Source organism: Vitiosangium sp. GDMCC 1.1324, assembly GCF_003044305.1.
Classification (GTDB): Bacteria; Myxococcota; Myxococcia; order Myxococcales; family Myxococcaceae; genus Archangium.
On record NZ_PZOX01000014.1, the window covers coordinates 322,709 to 340,257 of the forward strand.

Below are 17,549 nucleotides of genomic sequence, written 5' to 3' on the forward strand. Positions count from 1 at the left end.
TCGTTCAACACGCTCCGAAAAGACCGTCAACCGTCTCCCATGCGAGACTGTGGCCCGATGACACGCATCCTCCCCCTGTTGCTCCTCCTGGGCTGGCTGCCAGCGCTCGCCGCGGAGCCCTCGGCCGTCGCCCCTCCCGTCTTCGACCACCAGGGCCGCACGCTCGGCCCGCCGCTCTCCGAGCGCGTCACCGACTACGAGATCGACGCCCGGTTGGAGCCCGCCACGCACGGGCTCACCGGCCAGGAGACGATCACCTGGCGCAACCGGAGCGCCGAGCCACAAGCCACCCTGTGGTTCCATCTGTATTGGAACGCGTTCAAGAACGATCGCTCCACGTTCTACCGGGACGCCAAGGCGATGGGCGGCGTACGCGACGAGAACGCGAGCTCGCCCTCCTTCCCCGACCGCAAGGCGGATGAGTGGGGCTACTCGGACGTGAAGGCCCTGCGGGTGAAGGGCGGCGCGGACCTGCTGCCCACGCTGCGCTTCGAGCACCCGGACGATGACAACACCGAGGACCAGACGGTCTTCACGGTGACGCTGCCCGAGCCGGTGCCGCCCGGGGGCCATGTGACGCTCGAGGTCCAGTGGGAGGCGCGCGTGCCCAAGGTCATCGCCCGCGCCGGCCGCTCGCAGAGTGGCTTCTATCTGATCGGCCAGTGGTTCCCGAAGCTGGGAGTGCTCGAGGTACCGCCCGAGCGCGGCGCCACGAGCCCCCGCTGGAACTGCCACCAGTACCACTCCGCTTCCGAGTTCTATGCCGACTTCGGCACCTACGACGTCCGCGTGACGGTGCCCAAGGCCATGAAGGTGGGCGCCACGGGCGTGCTGGTGGAGCGCCGGGACAACTCCGACGACACCACCACCCTGCGCTACCACCAGGACGACGTGCACGACTTTGCCTGGACGGCCTCCGAGCACTTCGAGGTGGTCGAGGACGTGTTCCGCTCGCCGGGCCTGCCCGAGGTGGGCCTCACCGTGCTGGTGGACCCGAAGCATCACCGCTCGGCGCGGCACATCCTCGAGTCCGCCAAGGCGTCGCTGGAGCTCTACGGACGGTGGTGGTACCCGTGGCCGTATCCGCACCTGACGCTGGTGGCGCCGCCCACGGACGCGATCGCCTCGGGGGGCATGGAGTACCCCACCTTCGTCACGGCGGTGGGCCGCGAGAACCCCGGCGAGCCCAGGGACTTCATCATCTGGCAGACGGTGGCGCACGAGTTCGGCCACAACTACTGGCAGGGCCTCCTCGCCTCGAACGAGTTCGAAGAGTCCTGGCTCGACGAGGGCGTCAACAGCTATGGCACCTACAAGCTGTGCTTCGCCGAGGACGTACGGGCCAGCCTGGAGCAGTTCATCCCCAGTCCGCTGCGCGGGCTGGTGGGGCCCCTGTTCGACATGAACCCGGACGAGCGCGAGCGGATGCGCGGCATGACCAGCGCACGCGAGAGCTCTCCCATCCTCCAGGCCTCGTGGAAGTACCGGAACAAGGGGGACTACTTCCGCAACAGCTACAGCCGCACGCAGGTGACGCTCTTCGCGCTGGAGCAACTGGTGGGCGAGGAGACGATGGCGCGCATCATGCGCACCTACGTGGAGCGCTGGAAGTTCCGCCACCCGCGCAGCGAGGACTTCTTCGCGGTGGCCAACGAGGTGTCCGGACAGGACCTCGGCTGGTTCTTCGACACGTTCTTCCGGGGCACCGGCACGCTGGACTACGCGGTGGCCTCGCTGTCGTGCTCGGAGCGCACGGAGAAAAAGGGCCTCTTCGACGACGGCAAGGGCGGCCACCCCCTGGTGGAGCGCGAGCCCGAGGGCAAGTCGAAGGACGACGCGGTGAACCGCTGCGAGGTGCAGGTGAACCGGCTCGGAAGCGTCCGCGTCCCCGTGGAGGTGAAGGTGACGTTCGAAGACGGCTCCGAGCAGGTGGAGCGCTGGGATGGAGAGGAGCGCTGGAAGCAGTTCGCCTTCGAGCGGACAGGCAAGGGCGGCGTCGTCCAACAGGTGGAGCTCAGCGGCATTACCGCGCTGGACGTCAACCCGGCCAACAACTCCCGGACGAAGGGGATGTCCGGCCACGTGGCGGTCTCCCTGTTCGGCTGGAACACCTACGTGAGCCAGCTGCTCACCACCGTCGCTTCGCTCCTCTTCTGAGCCTGGGCTCCCACCATGAAGACTCTCCGATCCCTTCTCACGGCGCCCCTCAAGGCCTTCTCCGAGCTGAAGCTGCTCGGCGTGCTGCTGGTGGCGAACCTCTGCATCGCGCTCGTCCAGGCCGCCCCCGTCCTCATCCCCGCCATCAGCCACTTCGGCAACTCCCTCAGTGGACGGGGACGCCCCTTCCCCTCGTCCGAGGCAGTGGTCGACTTCAGCAAGCTGCTCGCCCAGGGCGGCGGCCCGTTCCTCGCGGGCCCCCTCGTGCTCGGCTTCCTCTTCTCCTTCGCGCTCCAGCTCGTGCTCGCGGGCGGCATCGTCTCGCGCCTGTGCTCACAGGAGCGATTCTCCCTGGCCGACTTCGCCCGGAACTGCGCCGCCCAGCTCGGACGCAACCTGCGCCTGCTCGGCTGGGCCCTGCTCGGGTTGTTGCCCTTCGTGGCGCTGGCGGTGGCCGCGACCGTGCTCCTCGCCCGCGCGGACAAGCCCACCCTGTTCACCCTCGAGGGCGAGCAGTGGATGCTCGACAACCCCTTCACCGGCTGGAGCGTGGCCCACCTGGCGCTGGTGGTGGTGCTGTTCGCGCTGTGGCGCTCGAGCTTCGACCTGGCGCGCGTCCAGCTCTTCGCGGATGACCAGCGCAAGACACGCCTCGCCGCCTGGCGCGCACTGAAGCAGATGGTGCGCTCTCCGGGAGCCCTGCTCGGCTACATCGTCCTGGGCATCATCGGCCTGCTGGCGGTGATCGTCTTCGCACGGCTGCACGCGGCGGTGGAGGTGACCAGCGCGGGCAAGGCATGGCTGGCGCTGGGCGTGGCCCAACTCGTGGTCGCCGTGCGGCTGGGCTTCTCGGTGGCAACCCTGGCCTTCACCGTGGACGTCTACCGCGCCATGGCCCCGCTGCCGGTCCAGGCGCCGGAGGAAAAACCCACCACCGCCGCCGAGTCTCCCACCCCTGTCAGAGAGGCGCACACCACCGCCGAGACGCCCGCCGCCAAGGCCGAGTAGCGCTCCGTCCACGAGCTGTCGACCAACGGAAGCTCCCACCTCCCTGGAGCGCAGATTGAGACTCCGGGTCCAATACCCAGACTAGGTCCCCCTCATTTGATCCCCATAGGAAGGTGGACATGCGTCGGTATCGGACCGGTGTGTCTTCGCTGCTCTCCGTTTGTGCTCTGGCTGGTGTGTGTGTCTCGAGCACGGCGGATGCAGCGGAGTCCGCCACTTGTCAGCCCATTACCCTGGTCAAGAACATCGCCCCTGGACCCGCCGGTTCGATCCCGGACTATGACGTCCAAACCCCCGCCGTCAGTGGCAAGACGATCTTCTTCACCGCCAAGGACGGAACCACCGGCCTGGAGCTGTGGAGGAGCCGCGGCAAGGAGGGCGACACCGCCCTGGTGAAGGACATCTTCCCAGGCTCCAAGGATTCGGATCCACGGTCCCTGACCGTGGTCGGCAACACCGTGTTCTTCGTCGCCGATGACGGTGCCCACGGCCACGAGCTGTGGAAGACGGATGGGACGGCCGAAGGCACCGTGCTCGTCCGAGACATCCGGCCCGGCACCTCGGACTCGGGAGCGAGCTATCTGACGGCGCTCGGCAACACGCTGTTCTTCGTCGCCGACGACGGCGTCCACGGCCCCGAGCTGTGGAAGAGCGACGGCACGGAGAAGGGCACCGAGATGGTCGATGACCTGCTCCCCGGCGCCCTGGGCTCCGGGCTCAGCTCCCTGGTCGTGTTCAAGAACACGCTCTACTTCGCGGCCGACGGCGGGCCTCACGAGACCGAGCTGTGGAAGACCGATGGCACCAAGACGGGCACCGAGCGCGTCGCGGTCGTCCGGGTCATCGAGAGCGATCCCGGCGAGCAGATCATCCAGGGGCTGACGGCCGTGAATGATCGGCTCTACTTCTTCGCCGGGTCGCCCTATGCGAAGCGGTGGGACCTCTGGAAGAGCGACGGGACGGGTCCGGGAACGGTCCGCGTCACGACGTTGGGCATGAGCCCCTCGGACTACGTGAAGGGCCCCGCGGCGATGACGATCTCCGGAGGGCTGGTCTACTTCCAGGCCGGAGAGAGCGGCTCCCTATGGAGGAGCAACGGAAACGCCGATGGCACGTTCATCATCAAGCCCTCGAGCGACGCCCGCTGGCTGACGGACCTGAAGGGGACGCTCCTCTTCACCGCCTGGGATGACGCGAGCGGGTACGAGCTGTGGCGGAGCGATGGAACGGTCGCGGGCACGGTGCTCGTCGAGGACATCCGCCCCGGAAACGACAGCTCGGCGCCCTTCTGGCTGACGGTGGTGGACGGCAAGGTCCTGTTCAGCGCCGAGACCACGGAGAGCGGCCGGGAGCTCTGGAGCACCGATGGAACCATGGAAGGGACGTCGATGATCTATGACGCCGTCCCCGGGCCTGGCTCCCTGTCGCCCTCCCTGCTCACCCCCGTGGGCCCGCGCGTCTTCTTCGTCGCCGGTGACAGCACGTCCGCCGAGAGCACTTCCGGCGCCGAGCCGTGGGTGATCAACGACTGCACCCCGCCGGAGCTCGCCTGTCCGTCGGAGGTCATCACCGAGGCGAAGGACGCTTCGGGTGCGATCGTGACCTATCCAGCGGCCACGGGCACCGACAACAAGTCCGAGCCTCCGGTCTTCAGCTACAGCAATCCCACGGGCGGCACCTTCCCGCTCGGCCCGACGCAGGTCACCGTCACGGCGACCGACGAGTCCGGCAACAGCGCGCAGTGCTCCTTCACCGTGAAGGTCCGGGACACCCACGCACCGAAGGTGACCTGCCCGCCGGATCAGCAGGTCTGGAGGACGAGCCGGTACGGAGCGACCGTGGAGTTCCCGGTGGCCACGGCCCTCGACACCGTCTCCCCGGCGTCGTTGACCTACAACCCGCCCAGCGGAAGCGACTTCATGGTGGGCACCACTCCGGTCGTCGTCACCGCCACCGATGCGTCCGGCAACAGCTCCCGCTGCACCTTCAACGTGACGGTGAGCCGGCAGTACGCCCGCAACGGCTGCGGCTGCGGAGCGGCCTCCTCCAATGAGTTCTTCGGAGGGCTGCTCCTGACGACCCTGGCGGTGCTCGCCGGGCGCCGCCGGAAGTCCGGTAGCTCCAGCAACGGGTAGGACGCTCTCGAACGGCGCCGTCCCAGACTCACGGGGCGGCGCCGCGAGGACCGCCCGTGCAATACCTCAAGGCGGCGAAGTCATGAGGCCGAGCACCTCCGCACCGGCCTCCTTCGCCCCATCGAGCGCGGCCACCACCTTGCCGTAGGGGGCGCGATCATCCGCCGTGAAGAACAGGAGCCTGTCTCCCGCGGCCCTGGCGGCCAGGACGCGCCTCAAACGCGGGATGTAGTCCGCCTCGCTGACGGGCTCGTTGTTGAGGGAGAGCAGGCCCTCGGGGCCGACAGCCACCACCACCTGCCGGGTCTCCGGGCTCACGCTCTCCGTCTCGTCCGAGGTCTGGGGGAGCTTGACCTCGATGTCCTTCTCCATGAGTGGCGTGACCACCATGAAGATGATGAGCAGCACGAGCACCACGTCCACAAGCGGCGTGACGTTGATGTCCGCGTTCGCCTGGCCCTGAGGAAGAACGAGCATCTTCTTGTGGGTGCGCATCGCGAGTTCCTCCGCTACGGCTTCTTCTGCAGCTCCACGCCAATGGCCACGCCCTTGGCTCCGGCGGTGTGGGCCAGGTCCATCACCTTGCGCACGTCCCCGTACGCGAGGGATTGATCCGCCTTGAGCAGCACGCGGCGGGAGGGCCGCTCGCGCAACTCCTTCGCGAGCCGGGCCTGGAGCTGCGCCGCATCGGCGAAGTGCTCGGACTCGACGAACGTCTTCTTGTCCGCCGTGACCGAGAGGATGAGCGGCTCGCCCGTGTCCTTGCCCGTGCCGTGGTGGGCCTGGGGCAGCTTCACGCTCTTGCCTCGCTGCGCCATGGGCGTCACCACCATGAAGATGATGAGCAGCACGAGCACCACGTCCACGAGCGGCGTGACGTTGATCTCGCTCTTCATTCCACCGCGGCCACCGCCGACATTCATTCCCATGAGGATCCGCGCTCCTGTCCGAGAGGGGAGACAGCGAACCCACCCTACGCAGTCACCCGAGGGCCTTGGCGGACACCGCCCCATGCCTCCGTCATGGTTCGGTCATGACGTGGGGCCATGACGCCCCAGACAGACTTCCGCGCCCCGTCAGGAACAACGCAATCCCGCGTCCTTCCGGGCACAACGACCTATTCGCACCCGGCCGACGAGACCCTACACGCACGAGATGCGGGTTCGAGTCCCGCCGGGGCCTCAACGGCCCCGTAGTTCAACTGGCAGAACACTGACCTCTGACGTCAGCCAAGACGGTTTCGTTACTCGGGTGCGAACTTTTCAAGGAGGGGCAGCACATGACCACGCACAACCCGACCACGCCCACGCTTCCCGAGGCCCAGCGCGGCCCGGCCGAGAAGCTACTGGACCTGGTGCTCGGAGGCTCCGCGCACCTGTGGCACAACCGCCCGGGTCTGGACGTCAACGGCGTCTGGCATCCCGCGCAGGGCGCCAGCGCGGACCTCGTCCGCCGCGGCACCCCGGTCAAGCCTGGCCTCTTCGTGCCCGCCGCGGTGAAGCTCTACCGCCAGCTGCTCGACATCTACCGGCTCAACACGGACCTCATGGCGCACTTCGCGTCCTACGCGCTCACGCAGACGGACTGGCGTGACCTCAAGGTGGCCACGTGCGCGCTGATGCTCGTGCAGAGCCACTCCGGTCAGCCCGTGCGCGAGGACGACGGCTCCATCGCGTTCCTCGACGACGACTTCCGCGCCATCGGCGCGGCCATGGTGCTCCACTACGAGCGCAAGTCCACGCGCATGCTCACGCCCAAGGCGGTGCTGCGGGTGGCCGAGCTGCTCGAGACTCCGGAGATCGCCCGCCTCAACCGCGAGGCCGGTTTCGGTGACCCCGCGTCCCGCAAGCCGACCCTCGGCCGGTGGAAGGCCGTCGCGACGAAGTGGCTGCGCGTCCGTGAGCAGAACCTGCCCATGATCCAGGGCCTCGTGAAGGCCGGCTACAAGGAGACGCTGAAGAGGATCGCCCGCAAGGCCGGTTACAAGCCGGTGTCGCAGGCCTTCTTCGAGGTGCTCGGCTGGAAGCAGAAGCAGGCGGCCGCGGGCCACCGCTCGGTGGGCATGGAGGGACTGACCCTCGTCAAGCGGGAGCGCTTCGATGGGCTCTCGGAGGCGGAGATCTGCGAGTGGATTGAGCTGGAGCGCCTCTCCTACAAGGAGGTGGTGGGCCGGCTGCCCAAGGACCTGGGCCTGACGCCGGCCATCATGGCGGCGCTGCTGCCCTCGCTGTCGGACCGTGACTTGCGCATGCTGACGCCCACGCTTGAGGACCTGGGGTTGATGGCGGACTCCACCATCCGTGGGCGCTGGGAGAAGGCGGTACAGACGGCCACCGACCAGCGGGCGCTCCACATCGCGAAGAACGTCCGCAGCCAGGAGCTGAAGACGAAGCTGGAGGAGGCGAGCGACAACGCGGCGAAGGCCGCGGTGGCGGAGGCGACGGCGGAGACGGACGTGCGGGTGATGTTCCTCATCGACAAGTCCGGCTCCATGGAGGGAGCCATCGAGCAGTCGAAGGAGGCGCTGTCTCGAATCCTCGCGGGCTTCCCGCTGGAGAAGCTGCACATCGCGTCGTTCGACACGATGGGCACGGTGCTCAAGCCCAAGGCCGCGAGCCGGGCGGCGGTGCAGCACATGCTGCAGGGCATCAAGGCGTCGGGGGGTACCGCGCACGCGGCCGGTGTGCATGCGCTGCACCGGGCGGGAGTGCGGGTGCCGGAGGAGGCGAAGCTCATCGTCGTCGTCGTGGGTGACGAGGCCGGTGAGGCGGGTGACCAGTTCGCCCGGGCCTTCCGCGAGTGCGGCTACAGCGTGGCCGCCATGGCGATGCTGGTGAGCGTGGGCAGCAGCGCCAACCGGGGCAACACCGTGCGCACGTGCGCGGGCCAGCTCCGGGTGCCGTTCAGTGAGGTGCAGGTGGACCAGTTCGAGGACCCGTACCAGGTCCCCCGGGTGCTCAAGGCGCTGATGGATGCGCCGACGGCGGCCGGGGCCAGCCAGTCCGGCTGGGTCGAGCGGGTGATGCGCACGCCGCTGCTGAAGGTGGCGTGACGCGACGAGCAGGCGGCGTGGGCTTCCAGGTCCACGCCGCCCGCTCCATTTCCCCCAGGGAGTGCGTGTCATGGACTACCGGAAGTTCCTCGGGAAGGTGGAGTCGGCGGTGCTGCCCTACTTCGGCGGTGCCTGCGTCGACGCGCCCTCGCGGCGCCTCCGCGTGTCCACGCCGCCCGCTCCCGGATGGTGGCGCTTCGACGTGCAGGGGCGCACCGCCACCGCGCGGGAGCCGGCAGGGCCGGAAGGTCTCGACGGGCTGCCACTCATCCGTGGACATCTCTGGGGCTCGCGGTTGGTGCGCGAGGGGGCCGTGGCCGAGCCGGTGCTGCTCCTCCCCGAGGAGGAGCCGCCGCGTTTCTCTCCGGTGCGCACCCGGCGCTGGCATGACGGCACGCTCGTCTTCGAGACGTTGGAGTTCGAGGGCGAGGCCGAGGGCACCGCGCGCCTCATGCTGGAGGAGGAGCGGACGCTCGCGGAGGTGAAGGCCGTGCCGGCCTCTCTGCGGGCGGCCTTCGGCTACGCGGTGCTGGAGGGCACCTCGCGTGCGCTCGGTATCCGCTTCTCCCCGGCCGAGGTGCGGGGCCAGGTGCTGTCCGTGTCCGAGGGAGGCCGTCCCGCGGCCGAGGCGCGGCTGCGGGCGCTGGCCGCCGAGCGCGAGGCCCATGTCCGGGCAGTGGAGACGCGGCTGCTGGCCCTGGAGGCGCAGCGCCGGCGCGCGGAGGAGGAGGTCCGACTCCAGGCGGAGCTGGCACGGATGCGGAGCCGTCCACGCCCCCTGGAGTGGCAGGCCCAGGGGCTCACGCGGGTGGAGCGGGCGCTGGAGTCGGCGGGAGCGCGGCTGCTCGACACGCGGCGGCTGGGGAGCGATCGGCTCGAGGTGACGTTCGGCTTCATGGGCGAGCGCTTCATCAGCATCGTGGAGGCGGGCTCGCTCCAGGTGGTGGACGCGGGCATCTGCCTCGCGGGTTCGGATCGGACGGTGACGCTGGAGAGCCTGCCGTCGGTCATCCGCGAGGCCATCGAGGACGACGTGCTGGTCATCACCCGGCACGCGTGAGGGTCTTCCCATGCGTTTGCGCGAGGTCTGTCTGCTCATTGGACGGGACGGGACGGTGCTGTGGAGCGATGCCTCCGACAGCCCCGTGTCGTTGCCGGACTCGCGTGCGCGCTGGGAGGCCATCTGGCGGCTGCGCGGCGAGCTGGAGGAGATCTCCCACAGCCACCCCGTGGGGCCGCTGGGCTTCAGCGCCGAGGACGAGACGACGATGGAGGCGCTCACCGTGGCGCTCGGCCGGCCCGTGCGCTTCTCGGTGGTGGCGCCCGACGGCATGGTGGTGCGAGAGGAGGGCAAGGACCGCCTCGTCACCGTGGAGCCTGGATGGACCGGGCGACTGCGGACCGAGTCCGGGATGCCGCGGGCCGGGAGCGGCTGCCAGGCGGAAAACAGCCAGCACACCTGATCTCCGCACACGGGTTAGGATGAGGCCGTGAGCGCGGATCATCCCGAGGACAGTGGGCGGACGGACCGGTGGCAGAGCCTGGTGGCAGGGGCCTTCCTTCTGGAGGAGACCCTGACCGGAAAGGAGGGAGCGGGAGGTGGCGCTGGCGCGATTCCCCCTACCCTCAGCTACCTGGACAACCTGCTCGAGGTCTTCCCGTCGAGCCTGGACCCCGTGGAGGATTTCGAGGGCTACGCCGTCCGGCGCATGGTGCTCGCCCTGCGGCGCGCCCTGGAGCAACAGGGCGGCCGCTGAGCCCGGCTGGGACTACAGGTTGAAGTGCCCCGCCGCTTCGGGCTGGTAGGGCACGGCGACGATGCGCAGACGCTTGTGGTTGCCGCCCGGCAGGGGCCAGTCGATCGCCTGGCCGACGGAGAGTCCCAGCAGTGCCGCGCCGATGGGCGCCAGCACGGAGACGCGCCCCTCGGCCACGGAGGCCTCTCGCGGGTAGGACAGTGTCACCTCGCGGGTCTGATTGGACTGCTCGTCGAGGTACACCACCCGGCTGTTCATGGTGACCACGTCCGGCGGTACCTCGGTGGGTGCGACCACCAGGGCCCGGCCCAGCTCGGCCTCGAGCGCCTCCGCGGCCGCGATGCTGCGCGCGTCGGCGCTCGTGTCAATGACGGTCCGCAGGCGCTCCAGGTCCTGTTCCGTCACCATGATTCTGGGATGCTGCTCACCGCGCTGTTCCGTCATGCTCATGCTCGTTGCTCGTGCAAGAGGGTAAGATGCCCATTGTCCGCATGCGCGAACGGGAGTCAACCCATGACGGCGGGCAGCGGGCGGCTGCTTGCTGCCCGGAGATTTCCTCACACCGGACGGAACTCGGAACGGATGTCACTCGGCGTGACCTGGGGCTGCCGCTCCATCCTCTGCTCGACGGCCTTCACGCCGAAGGCGCTGGGGTCGAGCTGCTCACTGCCCGTGAAGACCCGGCGGGCGCGGCCCAGCAACCACCCGAGGCCCTTCACGGCGTCGCGCAGAATCCGCGCGGGCGCCTGACGCGAAGCCAGCGGCGGGCTGAGCTGATCCAGCTCCGAGTCCTTCATCGTCAGCTCCTTCACCCCAACGCCGTGCGAGTACACCATCTCGCCGCCCAGCCAGCCGGTGTACGCGGCGAAGGCGAAGGAGCCCAGCCCCAGGAGGCCGGAGAACAGCGACGCGCGGCGGCTCGAGCGCCACGCGGCAACACCGAACGCGCCCAGCACGATGACGACGTTGCCCAGGCCATGCAGGAGCATCATGTCCCGGGTATGGCGGTTGTCGGCCTTCACCTCCTGCGAGGCGGCCATTCCGGCCAGTCCGGCCAGCAACCCGCTGCCGGCAGTGGTCCACCACAACGTCCGGGCCGCCCGGTCCAGCTTCCGGTCTCTGGTAAACACCGCGGTCAGATCGACGACGACGGTGGACGGCAGCAGCGCCAGCGGGGCGTGGATCAACATCGGGTGCAGCTCATGTACGCGTATCCGCATGAGATTCCTCCTCGTCTTGGGAACCTTGGGGCGTGCCATCCGGCGGACAACCCGTCCCATCGGACTCCCGGAAGTCCCACCCCCAGGCAGGGGAACGTCATCGGCCCCCTTGTCGAGGAAACCGGGCGTGGACAGACCCGAACAGGGGAACCCACTTCGGGAGGACTGGGTGAAGTCAGCAGGACAGTCGCTGATGGTGTTGGGGGTCGTCCTTCTTGTGATCGGCCTGCTGGTGTACTCCGGTGCACTGTCCTGGTTTGGCCGCCTGCCTGGCGACCTGCGCTGGGAGGGCGAGCACACCCGCGTCTACTTCCCACTGGCCTCGATGCTGCTGCTCTCCGTGGCGCTCTCGGTGCTGCTCGGACTGCTCTCCGTCGTCCTGCGCCGATTGCTCCCGTAACGCGCGTCCCCTCCATTCGTGCTCCACATCCCACCGTTCGAGCGGCATGGCACCGCGATGCTTATGCATTCTCGTACGGAGCCCATCCATGAATGGACCCGCTCACCCTCAAGGAGGAGCAACGAATGTCGCCCGAGTCACCGCGCCCGCAGGAGGCCTCGAAGCGGAACACGGCCGAACTGCTGCCCCCCATCACACACCCGATGCACCACCTTCCCGCGACCCTGACACCCTCGGGCGAGCCCGGTGGCCAGCGCAAGCTGGGCAAGACAGGGCCGCCGGGGCCTGCCGCGAAGGGCCGCACCGTCGCGAAGCGCAAGCCGGAGAAGAAGCGCCCGGCCCCGGCCAGCGCGAAGAAGGCCGCGCGCCGCATGGCCGGTGAATTCCGCAAGAAGGAAGGCTGGAGGACCGAACCCACGGTGGGTGGCCGCAAGCCCTCGGCCGAGCAGAAGAAGGGCGCCATCAAGAAGGTGGGGCCAGCCCGGAAGACCCTGGGCATGCGCGCCCTCGAGATACTCGAGAAGAAGGTCGCCCGGCCCGCCCCGGCCGCCAAGCGCGCGTCGTCCACCCGGAGCACCGCGAAACGCACCCCGAAGCGCACCACGAAGCGCGCCACTGTCCGCCGCTAGGCGCCCTCCCCTCCCGTCACGGCCTGGCGAGAGGGGCGGCCTGGAGAGGCCGCGACTCGAGCACCTGGCGGAACGCGCTCTCCTTCGCCGAGGAGACGCACACCGCGTGGCCATCGAGCACGCCACACACCACCGACTCCGGATGACGCAGGAAGGGCTCCAGATAGGAGCGGTGCACGACGTAGACGGTGTCGGGCTGGATCTGACCGCGCTCGGCCTCCTGCTGGAGCGCGGTGCAGTAGGCCTGGGCCGCCACCGGGTCCACGCGCGCGAGGTACGCGCTGTTGAAGGTCATCCCGAGCGAGGCCGCCTGGTACGCGAACATGGGGCTGAAGGGCGCGCCGTTCCCCGGATAGGGGCATCCCCGGCCATTGCCATCGTGGAGCTGGGGCGGGAACAGCACGAGGTGCCGGTAGTCGTCCTTCATCCTCCGCCAGTCGGGGGAGCGCAGACCATTCCAGGCCTGGCTCTGGAAACGCGGCCTCACGAGGGCCTCGCTGAGGTCGAACACCTGCACGCCCACGGCGAGGGCGAGCAACCCGATGCCGACCCAGGGCTGACGGCGCCACGAACCGAGCACGATCGCGAGGGCCCCCGTAAGCAGGGCGTAATGCAGCGGCCAGATGAAGCGTCCCGAGGAGCGGAAGGGCTCCACGAACCGCATCGCTGGCTGGTAGAGCGCCTGCAGATCCATCACCAGCCGGCCCTGGAAGGTGATGCGAGCGGAGAGGGCATACACGGCGAGCAGCAGGCAGCACACCGCCAGGGGAACCCCGCGCTTCCACTGGGGCGCCCACTCCGAACGCCCCATCCACCGCCCCCACAGCGCGGAGCCCACGCCCAACCCGAGCAGCAACAGGACCCCCGCGCCCAGGTAGCCAAAGCCCTCGTGCTGCACGCGATCGGTGGGCCAGGTGGGCAGCAACCGGGACCATCCCATGGGATTGACGAACGTAAGCAGGTCCGACGAGAGGTAGCCGAAGCCCTCGATGCCAGACGGAGTGCCCGTGCCCAGGTAGCCGAAGAGCCAGAACAGGGCGAGCAGGAGCGCCACGAGCCCGCCCACGGAGAGCCCCAGCCCGCGCCAGGAGAGCGTCCCGTCCACCCAACGCAGCCGGACGAGCACCGCCACACCGAGTACCAGTGTCATGGCCGACAGATAGGGATGAATGGTGGCGCTCAGTCCCACCAGGAGGAACGTCAGCGCCACGGCGCGCCGGGCGGCCGGGGCGTCGGGCCAGTCGCGCAGGCCCACCCAGAAGAGGCCCAGGACGAGCCAGTGCGCACAGAGGCTGTCGTGCCCCATGCGCCACAGCAGCACGGGCGCGATCGCGAAGAGCACTCCCCCGAGCAACTGCGCAACCCGGTGGGAGGTGAACAGCGCCGTCAACCGGGAGCCCACGAAGCCCTGGAGGAAGAAGCAGAGCACGAACCAGAGCCCCACGTACTGGAAGGGGAAGGGCAGCACGCCCGCGAAGGGGCGCAGCAGCAGGGCCACCAGAGGAGTGGAGTCCGTGAAGCCCACGGTCGTCCCCAACGGGTGGGCCAGACCGGGCACGGCACCGAGGGGGAAGCGCAGCGGCTCGTTGCGGAAGAAGAGCCAGCCGATGAGGTGGGTGGACCAATCCCCGACCATCAACCAGTCCACATTCCGCGGGTTGAGCGACCTGTCGCCGTGGCTCTGGAGGAACCAGAACACGCCGAAGGCACCCGCCAGCACCGCGGCCACGTACTCCCGCGCTCGAGTCCACACGTTCTTCACGGCACCCTCTGCGTTGCGTATCGGGCCCCACCCTTAGCGGAAGACGGGGGTGGACGTCGCGCCTACTCGTGGCCCCGGCCGGAGTCCGAGTGCCCGCAGGGCAGGGGCCCGGACCCCCAGGAGGTGGACGAGCGCGAGCCATCTTGCCATGGTCGGTGCATGCGAATTGCTCGTCTGCTCACCCTCTCGACGTTGGCGTTCGCGACTCCCGCGATCGCTACCCGCCCCCCTGCGAAGCCCGCCATGACGAAACCCGCCGAGACCAAGCCCCCCGAAACGAAGCCATCCGACCTCGAGACGGAGACGCGCGCCTGGCACCAGAAGCGCATCGCCAACCTCACGAGCGACGATGGCTGGCTCTCCCTGGTGGGTCTGCACTGGCTGAAGGAAGGAGACAACCGCTTCGGCTCGGGCCCGGACAATGACCTCATCTTCCCCGCCGGGACGCCGGAGCACATCGGCACGCTCACGGACAAGGGAGGCAAGGTGACGCTGAGCGTCCAACCGGGCGTCACCCTCACCCGGGGTGGCCAGCCCTTCACGGGAGGAGAACTGGGCGAAAGCGAGAGCGACAAGGACGTGCTCACACTGGGCACGCTGCGCTTCTACATCATCCGCCGAGGCGAGCGGCTCGGCGTCCGGGTGAAGGACTCGGAGGCGCAGGCGCGCAAGCAGTTCCATGGCATTCCCACCTGGCCGGTGAGCACGGCCTGGCGCATCGAGGGCCGCTTCGAACCGGCGACCACGCCGCAGAAGCTCTCGGTGCCCACGGTGCTCGGCACGGTGGAGGACATGACTTCACCGGGCACCATCCACTTCACGCTGAACGGTCAGGAGTACCGGTTGGATCCTGTGCAGGAGCCCGGAGAGAACCAGCTCTTCATCATCTTCGGGGACCTCACCAACCGCACCGATTCGTACGGAGCGGGACGCTTCCTGTACACGGACCTGCCGAAGGACGGGAAGGTGGTGCTGGACTTCAACCGGGCCTACAACCCACCGTGCGCCTTCTCTCCCTATGCGACTTGCCCGCTGCCGCCACCGCAGAACCGGCTGAAGCTGCGCGTGGAGGCCGGCGAGAAGCGCTACGGCGACCACTGAGTTGACGCCTGCCATCGACACGGGACTCGTAGCGGCACGGCTTGATGAAACCCGCTCCAGTCACCGCGCGAGGGACGTCAGCACCAGGTAGGACCTGTCAGGAAGCCGCGCCATGTCCCGTCCCCAGGCCCGGAGGAGACGTGACATGGCAACGCTGAACATCACCTACAACGGGCTGTCCTCGGACGTGCCCCTCGAGATGGATGGCCACGTGTCGGACGTGGATGTGCGGCGCATCGCCGTGGAGGTGGTGCGCTCGGGCGGGGTGCCGGGGTTGCACATCTCCAACCTGAGGGAGGACACCTTCAGCCACTACGTGGTGGACCGGTTCCGCGGACCTCGAGGCGAGGAGCGCATCTACCTGCGGCCCAAGGTGCCCTTCGGGGCGTGAGGAGGGCCCACCATGCGCATCGTCTTCTGCGGGGTGGGGGCCATCGGCTCCACGGCGGCGGTGCTGTGCCGAAACCTGGAGGCCACGCTCGTCTTCATCGACTTCGACCGGGTGGAGTCGAAGAACCTGCTGGCGCAGGCCTTCGTGAAGCCCTCGGTGGGGAAAAACAAGGCGGAGGCGCTGAAGCTGCAACTGCTCAACCTGCACGGGGTGAAGGCGGAGTCCTTCGGCGTGCGGGTGACGCGCGACAACGTGGCGGCGCTGTGCGGGAGCGCGGATCTGCTCATCGACTGCTTCGATAATCAGGCGAGCCGGGTGCTGCTGAGTGAGTTCGCACGGGGCGCGAGCAAGCCGCTGGTGCACGGGGCGCTGGCGGCGGACGGCACCTTCGGGTTGGTGCGCTGGGATGAGCGCTTCGTCCCGGACGCCGAGGACACCGAGGGCCAGGCCACGTGCGAGGGAGGAGCCCATCTGCCGCTCATCGGCCAGCTCGGCGCCACGCTCGCGCGGGTGGTACAGGACTTCGTGAAGCACGGCACCCGCCGCGATGCCATGGTGAGCCTCGTGGCGGTGACTCCTACTGCGACTTGAGCCGCGCTCCGGCGGAGCGCGGGCGCGCCTTGCTCACTCGCGCGAGGCCTCCTTCGAGCCGACGACGGTCAGGTTCATGCCGATCTGCACCGACAGCGGCTTGCCATCAACGGTGACGGTCGTCTTGCCGTTGATGTACCAGCCGAAGGAGCCGGTCGAGAACGCCTTCACCTCGGCGAGCATCTCCTGACCGTTGATCACCACCTTCAACGGCTCGGCCTTCTCTTGGAACTGCTGCAGCGTGACGGGGCAGGGGGACTTGGCCATGGGGTGCGCACCCTACCACCGGGACACCGGGCCGCGAAACATCACGAGCCTCCGGTGGAGTGCTACCTCGCCAGGGGTTTCGGCCCGAGCCGGCGCGCCGCGCGTCCGGTGAGCACGTCCGCGAGCGCCTCGTCGATGGGCAGGCCCGGGTGCCGCATCAGCCACATGAACTCGCCCGCCGGGTTCACCTCGAGGAAGACGTGTCGTCCCTCGGGCGTGACGATGAAGTCGAACGCGCCATAGTTGAGCCCCAGCGCATCCATCAACCCGAGCACCCGGGCCCGCACCGGCTCCGGCAGCGTGTAGGGCTTCCACGCCTCGACGAGCGCCGCTCCCTCGCGGCGCCAGTCCTCGCGCGCCTTCGGCAGCGCCTGCGAGTCGATGGCCGCCGCCATCACCCGCTCGCCCACCACCGTCACCCGCAGCTCCAGCTGCTTGGTCAACCGCTCCTGGAAGGTCATCGGACACAGGTCCAACCCCTCCAGGTCCTCCAGCTCCTTCGCGCCCAGCGGCGTCGTGAAGACCACCTGCTCCCGGCCCCGCTCGTCGTAGACGGCGAACGACGACATCATCTTCGTCACCACGCCACCGGGACAGCTCGCGGCGAAGGCCCGCACCGCCTCCGGGTCGTTGGTCATCAGCGTGCGGGGCACCTCCAGCCCCAACTGGTGCGCCAGCGCGAGCTGCAGCGGCTTGTGCTCCGCGCGCCGCACGGTCTCGAGCGAGTCCAGCTGGAACACCCCGAGCGCCGCCAGCATGCCGAACACCAGGCGCCGGCTCTCCTCCACCGAGGGCTTGCGCAGCTGGGGATCCAACTCCTTGGGGATGCGAGACCCCGTCGAGTTGCGGCGGTACCAGACCGCCGAGACCTCCGACAGCTCGAGCACGCCCGACGGGCCCGAGAGCCGCCCGCCGCCCCGCTCGTCGAGCGCGAGCTGGAGCTCGGTGGGGAACAGATCCGTGTCGAACCGGTAGACCCGCTCGCCGCGCGACTCGAGGGCGCGCGTCACGGCGCGCGGCGCCTCGTTGTCCATGGAGTGGGTGACGATGAGGATGGCCATGATGCTCCTGCGTGTGCC

At 68.9% G+C, this 17,549-nt stretch carries 19 protein-coding genes; 12 read left to right on the plus strand and 7 right to left on the minus strand.

Annotated features, from left to right (window positions below):
- Window positions 1-57: 57 nt before the first annotated feature.
- The 3 genes from DAT35_RS35065 to DAT35_RS35075 all read left to right on the plus strand — a co-directional run bounded on the left by DAT35_RS35065 (window position 58) and on the right by DAT35_RS35075 (window position 5,300).
- Window positions 58-2,157: a M1 family metallopeptidase gene (locus DAT35_RS35065; RefSeq protein ID WP_158502039.1), complete on the plus strand. Its 2,100-nt coding sequence runs from the start codon at window positions 58-60 to the stop codon at window positions 2,155-2,157.
- Between the two features lie 15 nt (window positions 2,158-2,172).
- On the plus strand, window positions 2,173-3,165 hold the full coding sequence (locus tag DAT35_RS35070; RefSeq protein WP_108073469.1) for a hypothetical protein: 993 nt from the start codon (window positions 2,173-2,175) through the stop codon (window positions 3,163-3,165).
- 119 nt (window positions 3,166-3,284) lie between these two features.
- Window positions 3,285-5,300, plus strand: coding sequence for an ELWxxDGT repeat protein (locus DAT35_RS35075; protein ID WP_108073470.1), 2,016 nt, complete (start codon window positions 3,285-3,287; stop codon window positions 5,298-5,300).
- A 66-nt stretch (window positions 5,301-5,366) separates the two neighbouring features.
- Here the strand turns inward: DAT35_RS35075 and DAT35_RS35080 are convergent, their stop codons facing one another.
- Window positions 5,367-5,795, minus strand: coding sequence for a biopolymer transporter ExbD (locus tag DAT35_RS35080; protein ID WP_108073471.1), 429 nt, complete (start codon window positions 5,793-5,795; stop codon window positions 5,367-5,369).
- Window positions 5,796-5,809: 14 nt separating this feature from the next.
- On the minus strand, window positions 5,810-6,229 hold the full coding sequence (locus DAT35_RS35085; RefSeq protein ID WP_108073473.1) for a biopolymer transporter ExbD: 420 nt from the start codon (window positions 6,227-6,229) through the stop codon (window positions 5,810-5,812).
- Window positions 6,230-6,579: 350 nt separating this feature from the next.
- Between DAT35_RS35085 and DAT35_RS35090 the strand changes: the two genes are divergently transcribed.
- The 4 genes from DAT35_RS35090 to DAT35_RS35105 all read left to right on the plus strand — a co-directional run bounded on the left by DAT35_RS35090 (window position 6,580) and on the right by DAT35_RS35105 (window position 10,109).
- On the plus strand, window positions 6,580-8,352 hold the full coding sequence (locus tag DAT35_RS35090; protein ID WP_108073475.1) for a VWA domain-containing protein: 1,773 nt from the start codon (window positions 6,580-6,582) through the stop codon (window positions 8,350-8,352).
- A gap of 70 nt (window positions 8,353-8,422) precedes the next feature.
- Window positions 8,423-9,412 (plus strand): hypothetical protein, encoded by a 990-nt coding sequence (locus DAT35_RS35095; protein WP_108073477.1) that lies wholly within the window; start codon window positions 8,423-8,425, stop codon window positions 9,410-9,412.
- A 10-nt stretch (window positions 9,413-9,422) separates the two neighbouring features.
- Window positions 9,423-9,815 carry a hypothetical protein gene (locus tag DAT35_RS35100; protein ID WP_108073479.1) on the plus strand — a complete coding sequence of 131 codons (393 nt, stop codon included), beginning with the start codon at window positions 9,423-9,425 and terminating at the stop codon, window positions 9,813-9,815.
- Window positions 9,816-9,842: 27 nt separating this feature from the next.
- Window positions 9,843-10,109, plus strand: coding sequence for a hypothetical protein (locus DAT35_RS35105; protein ID WP_108073481.1), 267 nt, complete (start codon window positions 9,843-9,845; stop codon window positions 10,107-10,109).
- Window positions 10,110-10,121: 12 nt separating this feature from the next.
- Here the strand turns inward: DAT35_RS35105 and rnk are convergent, their stop codons facing one another.
- Both rnk and DAT35_RS35115 read right to left on the minus strand, forming a co-directional pair.
- Window positions 10,122-10,559 (minus strand): nucleoside diphosphate kinase regulator, encoded by a 438-nt coding sequence (gene rnk, locus DAT35_RS35110; protein WP_233261907.1) that lies wholly within the window; start codon window positions 10,557-10,559, stop codon window positions 10,122-10,124.
- Window positions 10,560-10,666: 107 nt separating this feature from the next.
- A complete protein-coding gene (locus DAT35_RS35115; protein ID WP_108073483.1) occupies window positions 10,667-11,329 on the minus strand; it encodes a DUF2231 domain-containing protein in 663 nt (220 codons plus the stop codon).
- 169 nt (window positions 11,330-11,498) lie between these two features.
- Here DAT35_RS35115 and DAT35_RS35120 point away from each other — a divergent pair, with 169 nt between their 5' ends.
- The gene (locus DAT35_RS35120) at window positions 11,499-11,729 is read left to right on the plus strand and encodes a DUF2905 domain-containing protein (protein ID WP_233261908.1); all 231 of its coding nucleotides are present in this window, start codon (window positions 11,499-11,501) and stop codon (window positions 11,727-11,729) included.
- A 125-nt stretch (window positions 11,730-11,854) separates the two neighbouring features.
- Window positions 11,855-12,358, plus strand: a complete 504-nt coding sequence (locus DAT35_RS35125) for a hypothetical protein (RefSeq protein ID WP_146210024.1) — start codon at window positions 11,855-11,857, stop codon at window positions 12,356-12,358.
- Between the two features lie 16 nt (window positions 12,359-12,374).
- On the opposite strand, the gene DAT35_RS35130 is transcribed toward DAT35_RS35125, so the two are convergent.
- The gene (locus tag DAT35_RS35130) at window positions 12,375-14,120 is read right to left on the minus strand and encodes a DUF6311 domain-containing protein (RefSeq protein ID WP_108073489.1); all 1,746 of its coding nucleotides are present in this window, start codon (window positions 14,118-14,120) and stop codon (window positions 12,375-12,377) included.
- Between the two features lie 159 nt (window positions 14,121-14,279).
- On the opposite strand from DAT35_RS35130, the gene DAT35_RS35135 reads away from it, so the two are divergent.
- The 3 genes from DAT35_RS35135 (at window position 14,280) to DAT35_RS35145 (ending at window position 16,203) form a co-directional block, all read left to right on the plus strand.
- Window positions 14,280-15,221, plus strand: a complete 942-nt coding sequence (locus DAT35_RS35135) for a DUF1684 domain-containing protein (RefSeq protein ID WP_108073491.1) — start codon at window positions 14,280-14,282, stop codon at window positions 15,219-15,221.
- Window positions 15,222-15,366: 145 nt separating this feature from the next.
- Window positions 15,367-15,612 (plus strand): hypothetical protein, encoded by a 246-nt coding sequence (locus tag DAT35_RS35140; RefSeq protein ID WP_108073493.1) that lies wholly within the window; start codon window positions 15,367-15,369, stop codon window positions 15,610-15,612.
- Window positions 15,613-15,624: 12 nt separating this feature from the next.
- Entirely contained in the window at window positions 15,625-16,203 is a 579-nt protein-coding gene (locus tag DAT35_RS35145) for a ThiF family adenylyltransferase (RefSeq protein WP_108073495.1), read from the plus strand.
- 33 nt (window positions 16,204-16,236) lie between these two features.
- Here the strand turns inward: DAT35_RS35145 and DAT35_RS35150 are convergent, their stop codons facing one another.
- Together DAT35_RS35150 and DAT35_RS35155 are read right to left on the minus strand one after the other, a co-directional pair.
- On the minus strand, window positions 16,237-16,470 hold the full coding sequence (locus DAT35_RS35150; RefSeq protein WP_108073497.1) for a hypothetical protein: 234 nt from the start codon (window positions 16,468-16,470) through the stop codon (window positions 16,237-16,239).
- Between the two features lie 62 nt (window positions 16,471-16,532).
- Entirely contained in the window at window positions 16,533-17,531 is a 999-nt protein-coding gene (locus tag DAT35_RS35155; protein ID WP_108073499.1) for an MvdC/MvdD family ATP grasp protein, read from the minus strand.
- Window positions 17,532-17,549: the final 18 nt, after the last annotated feature.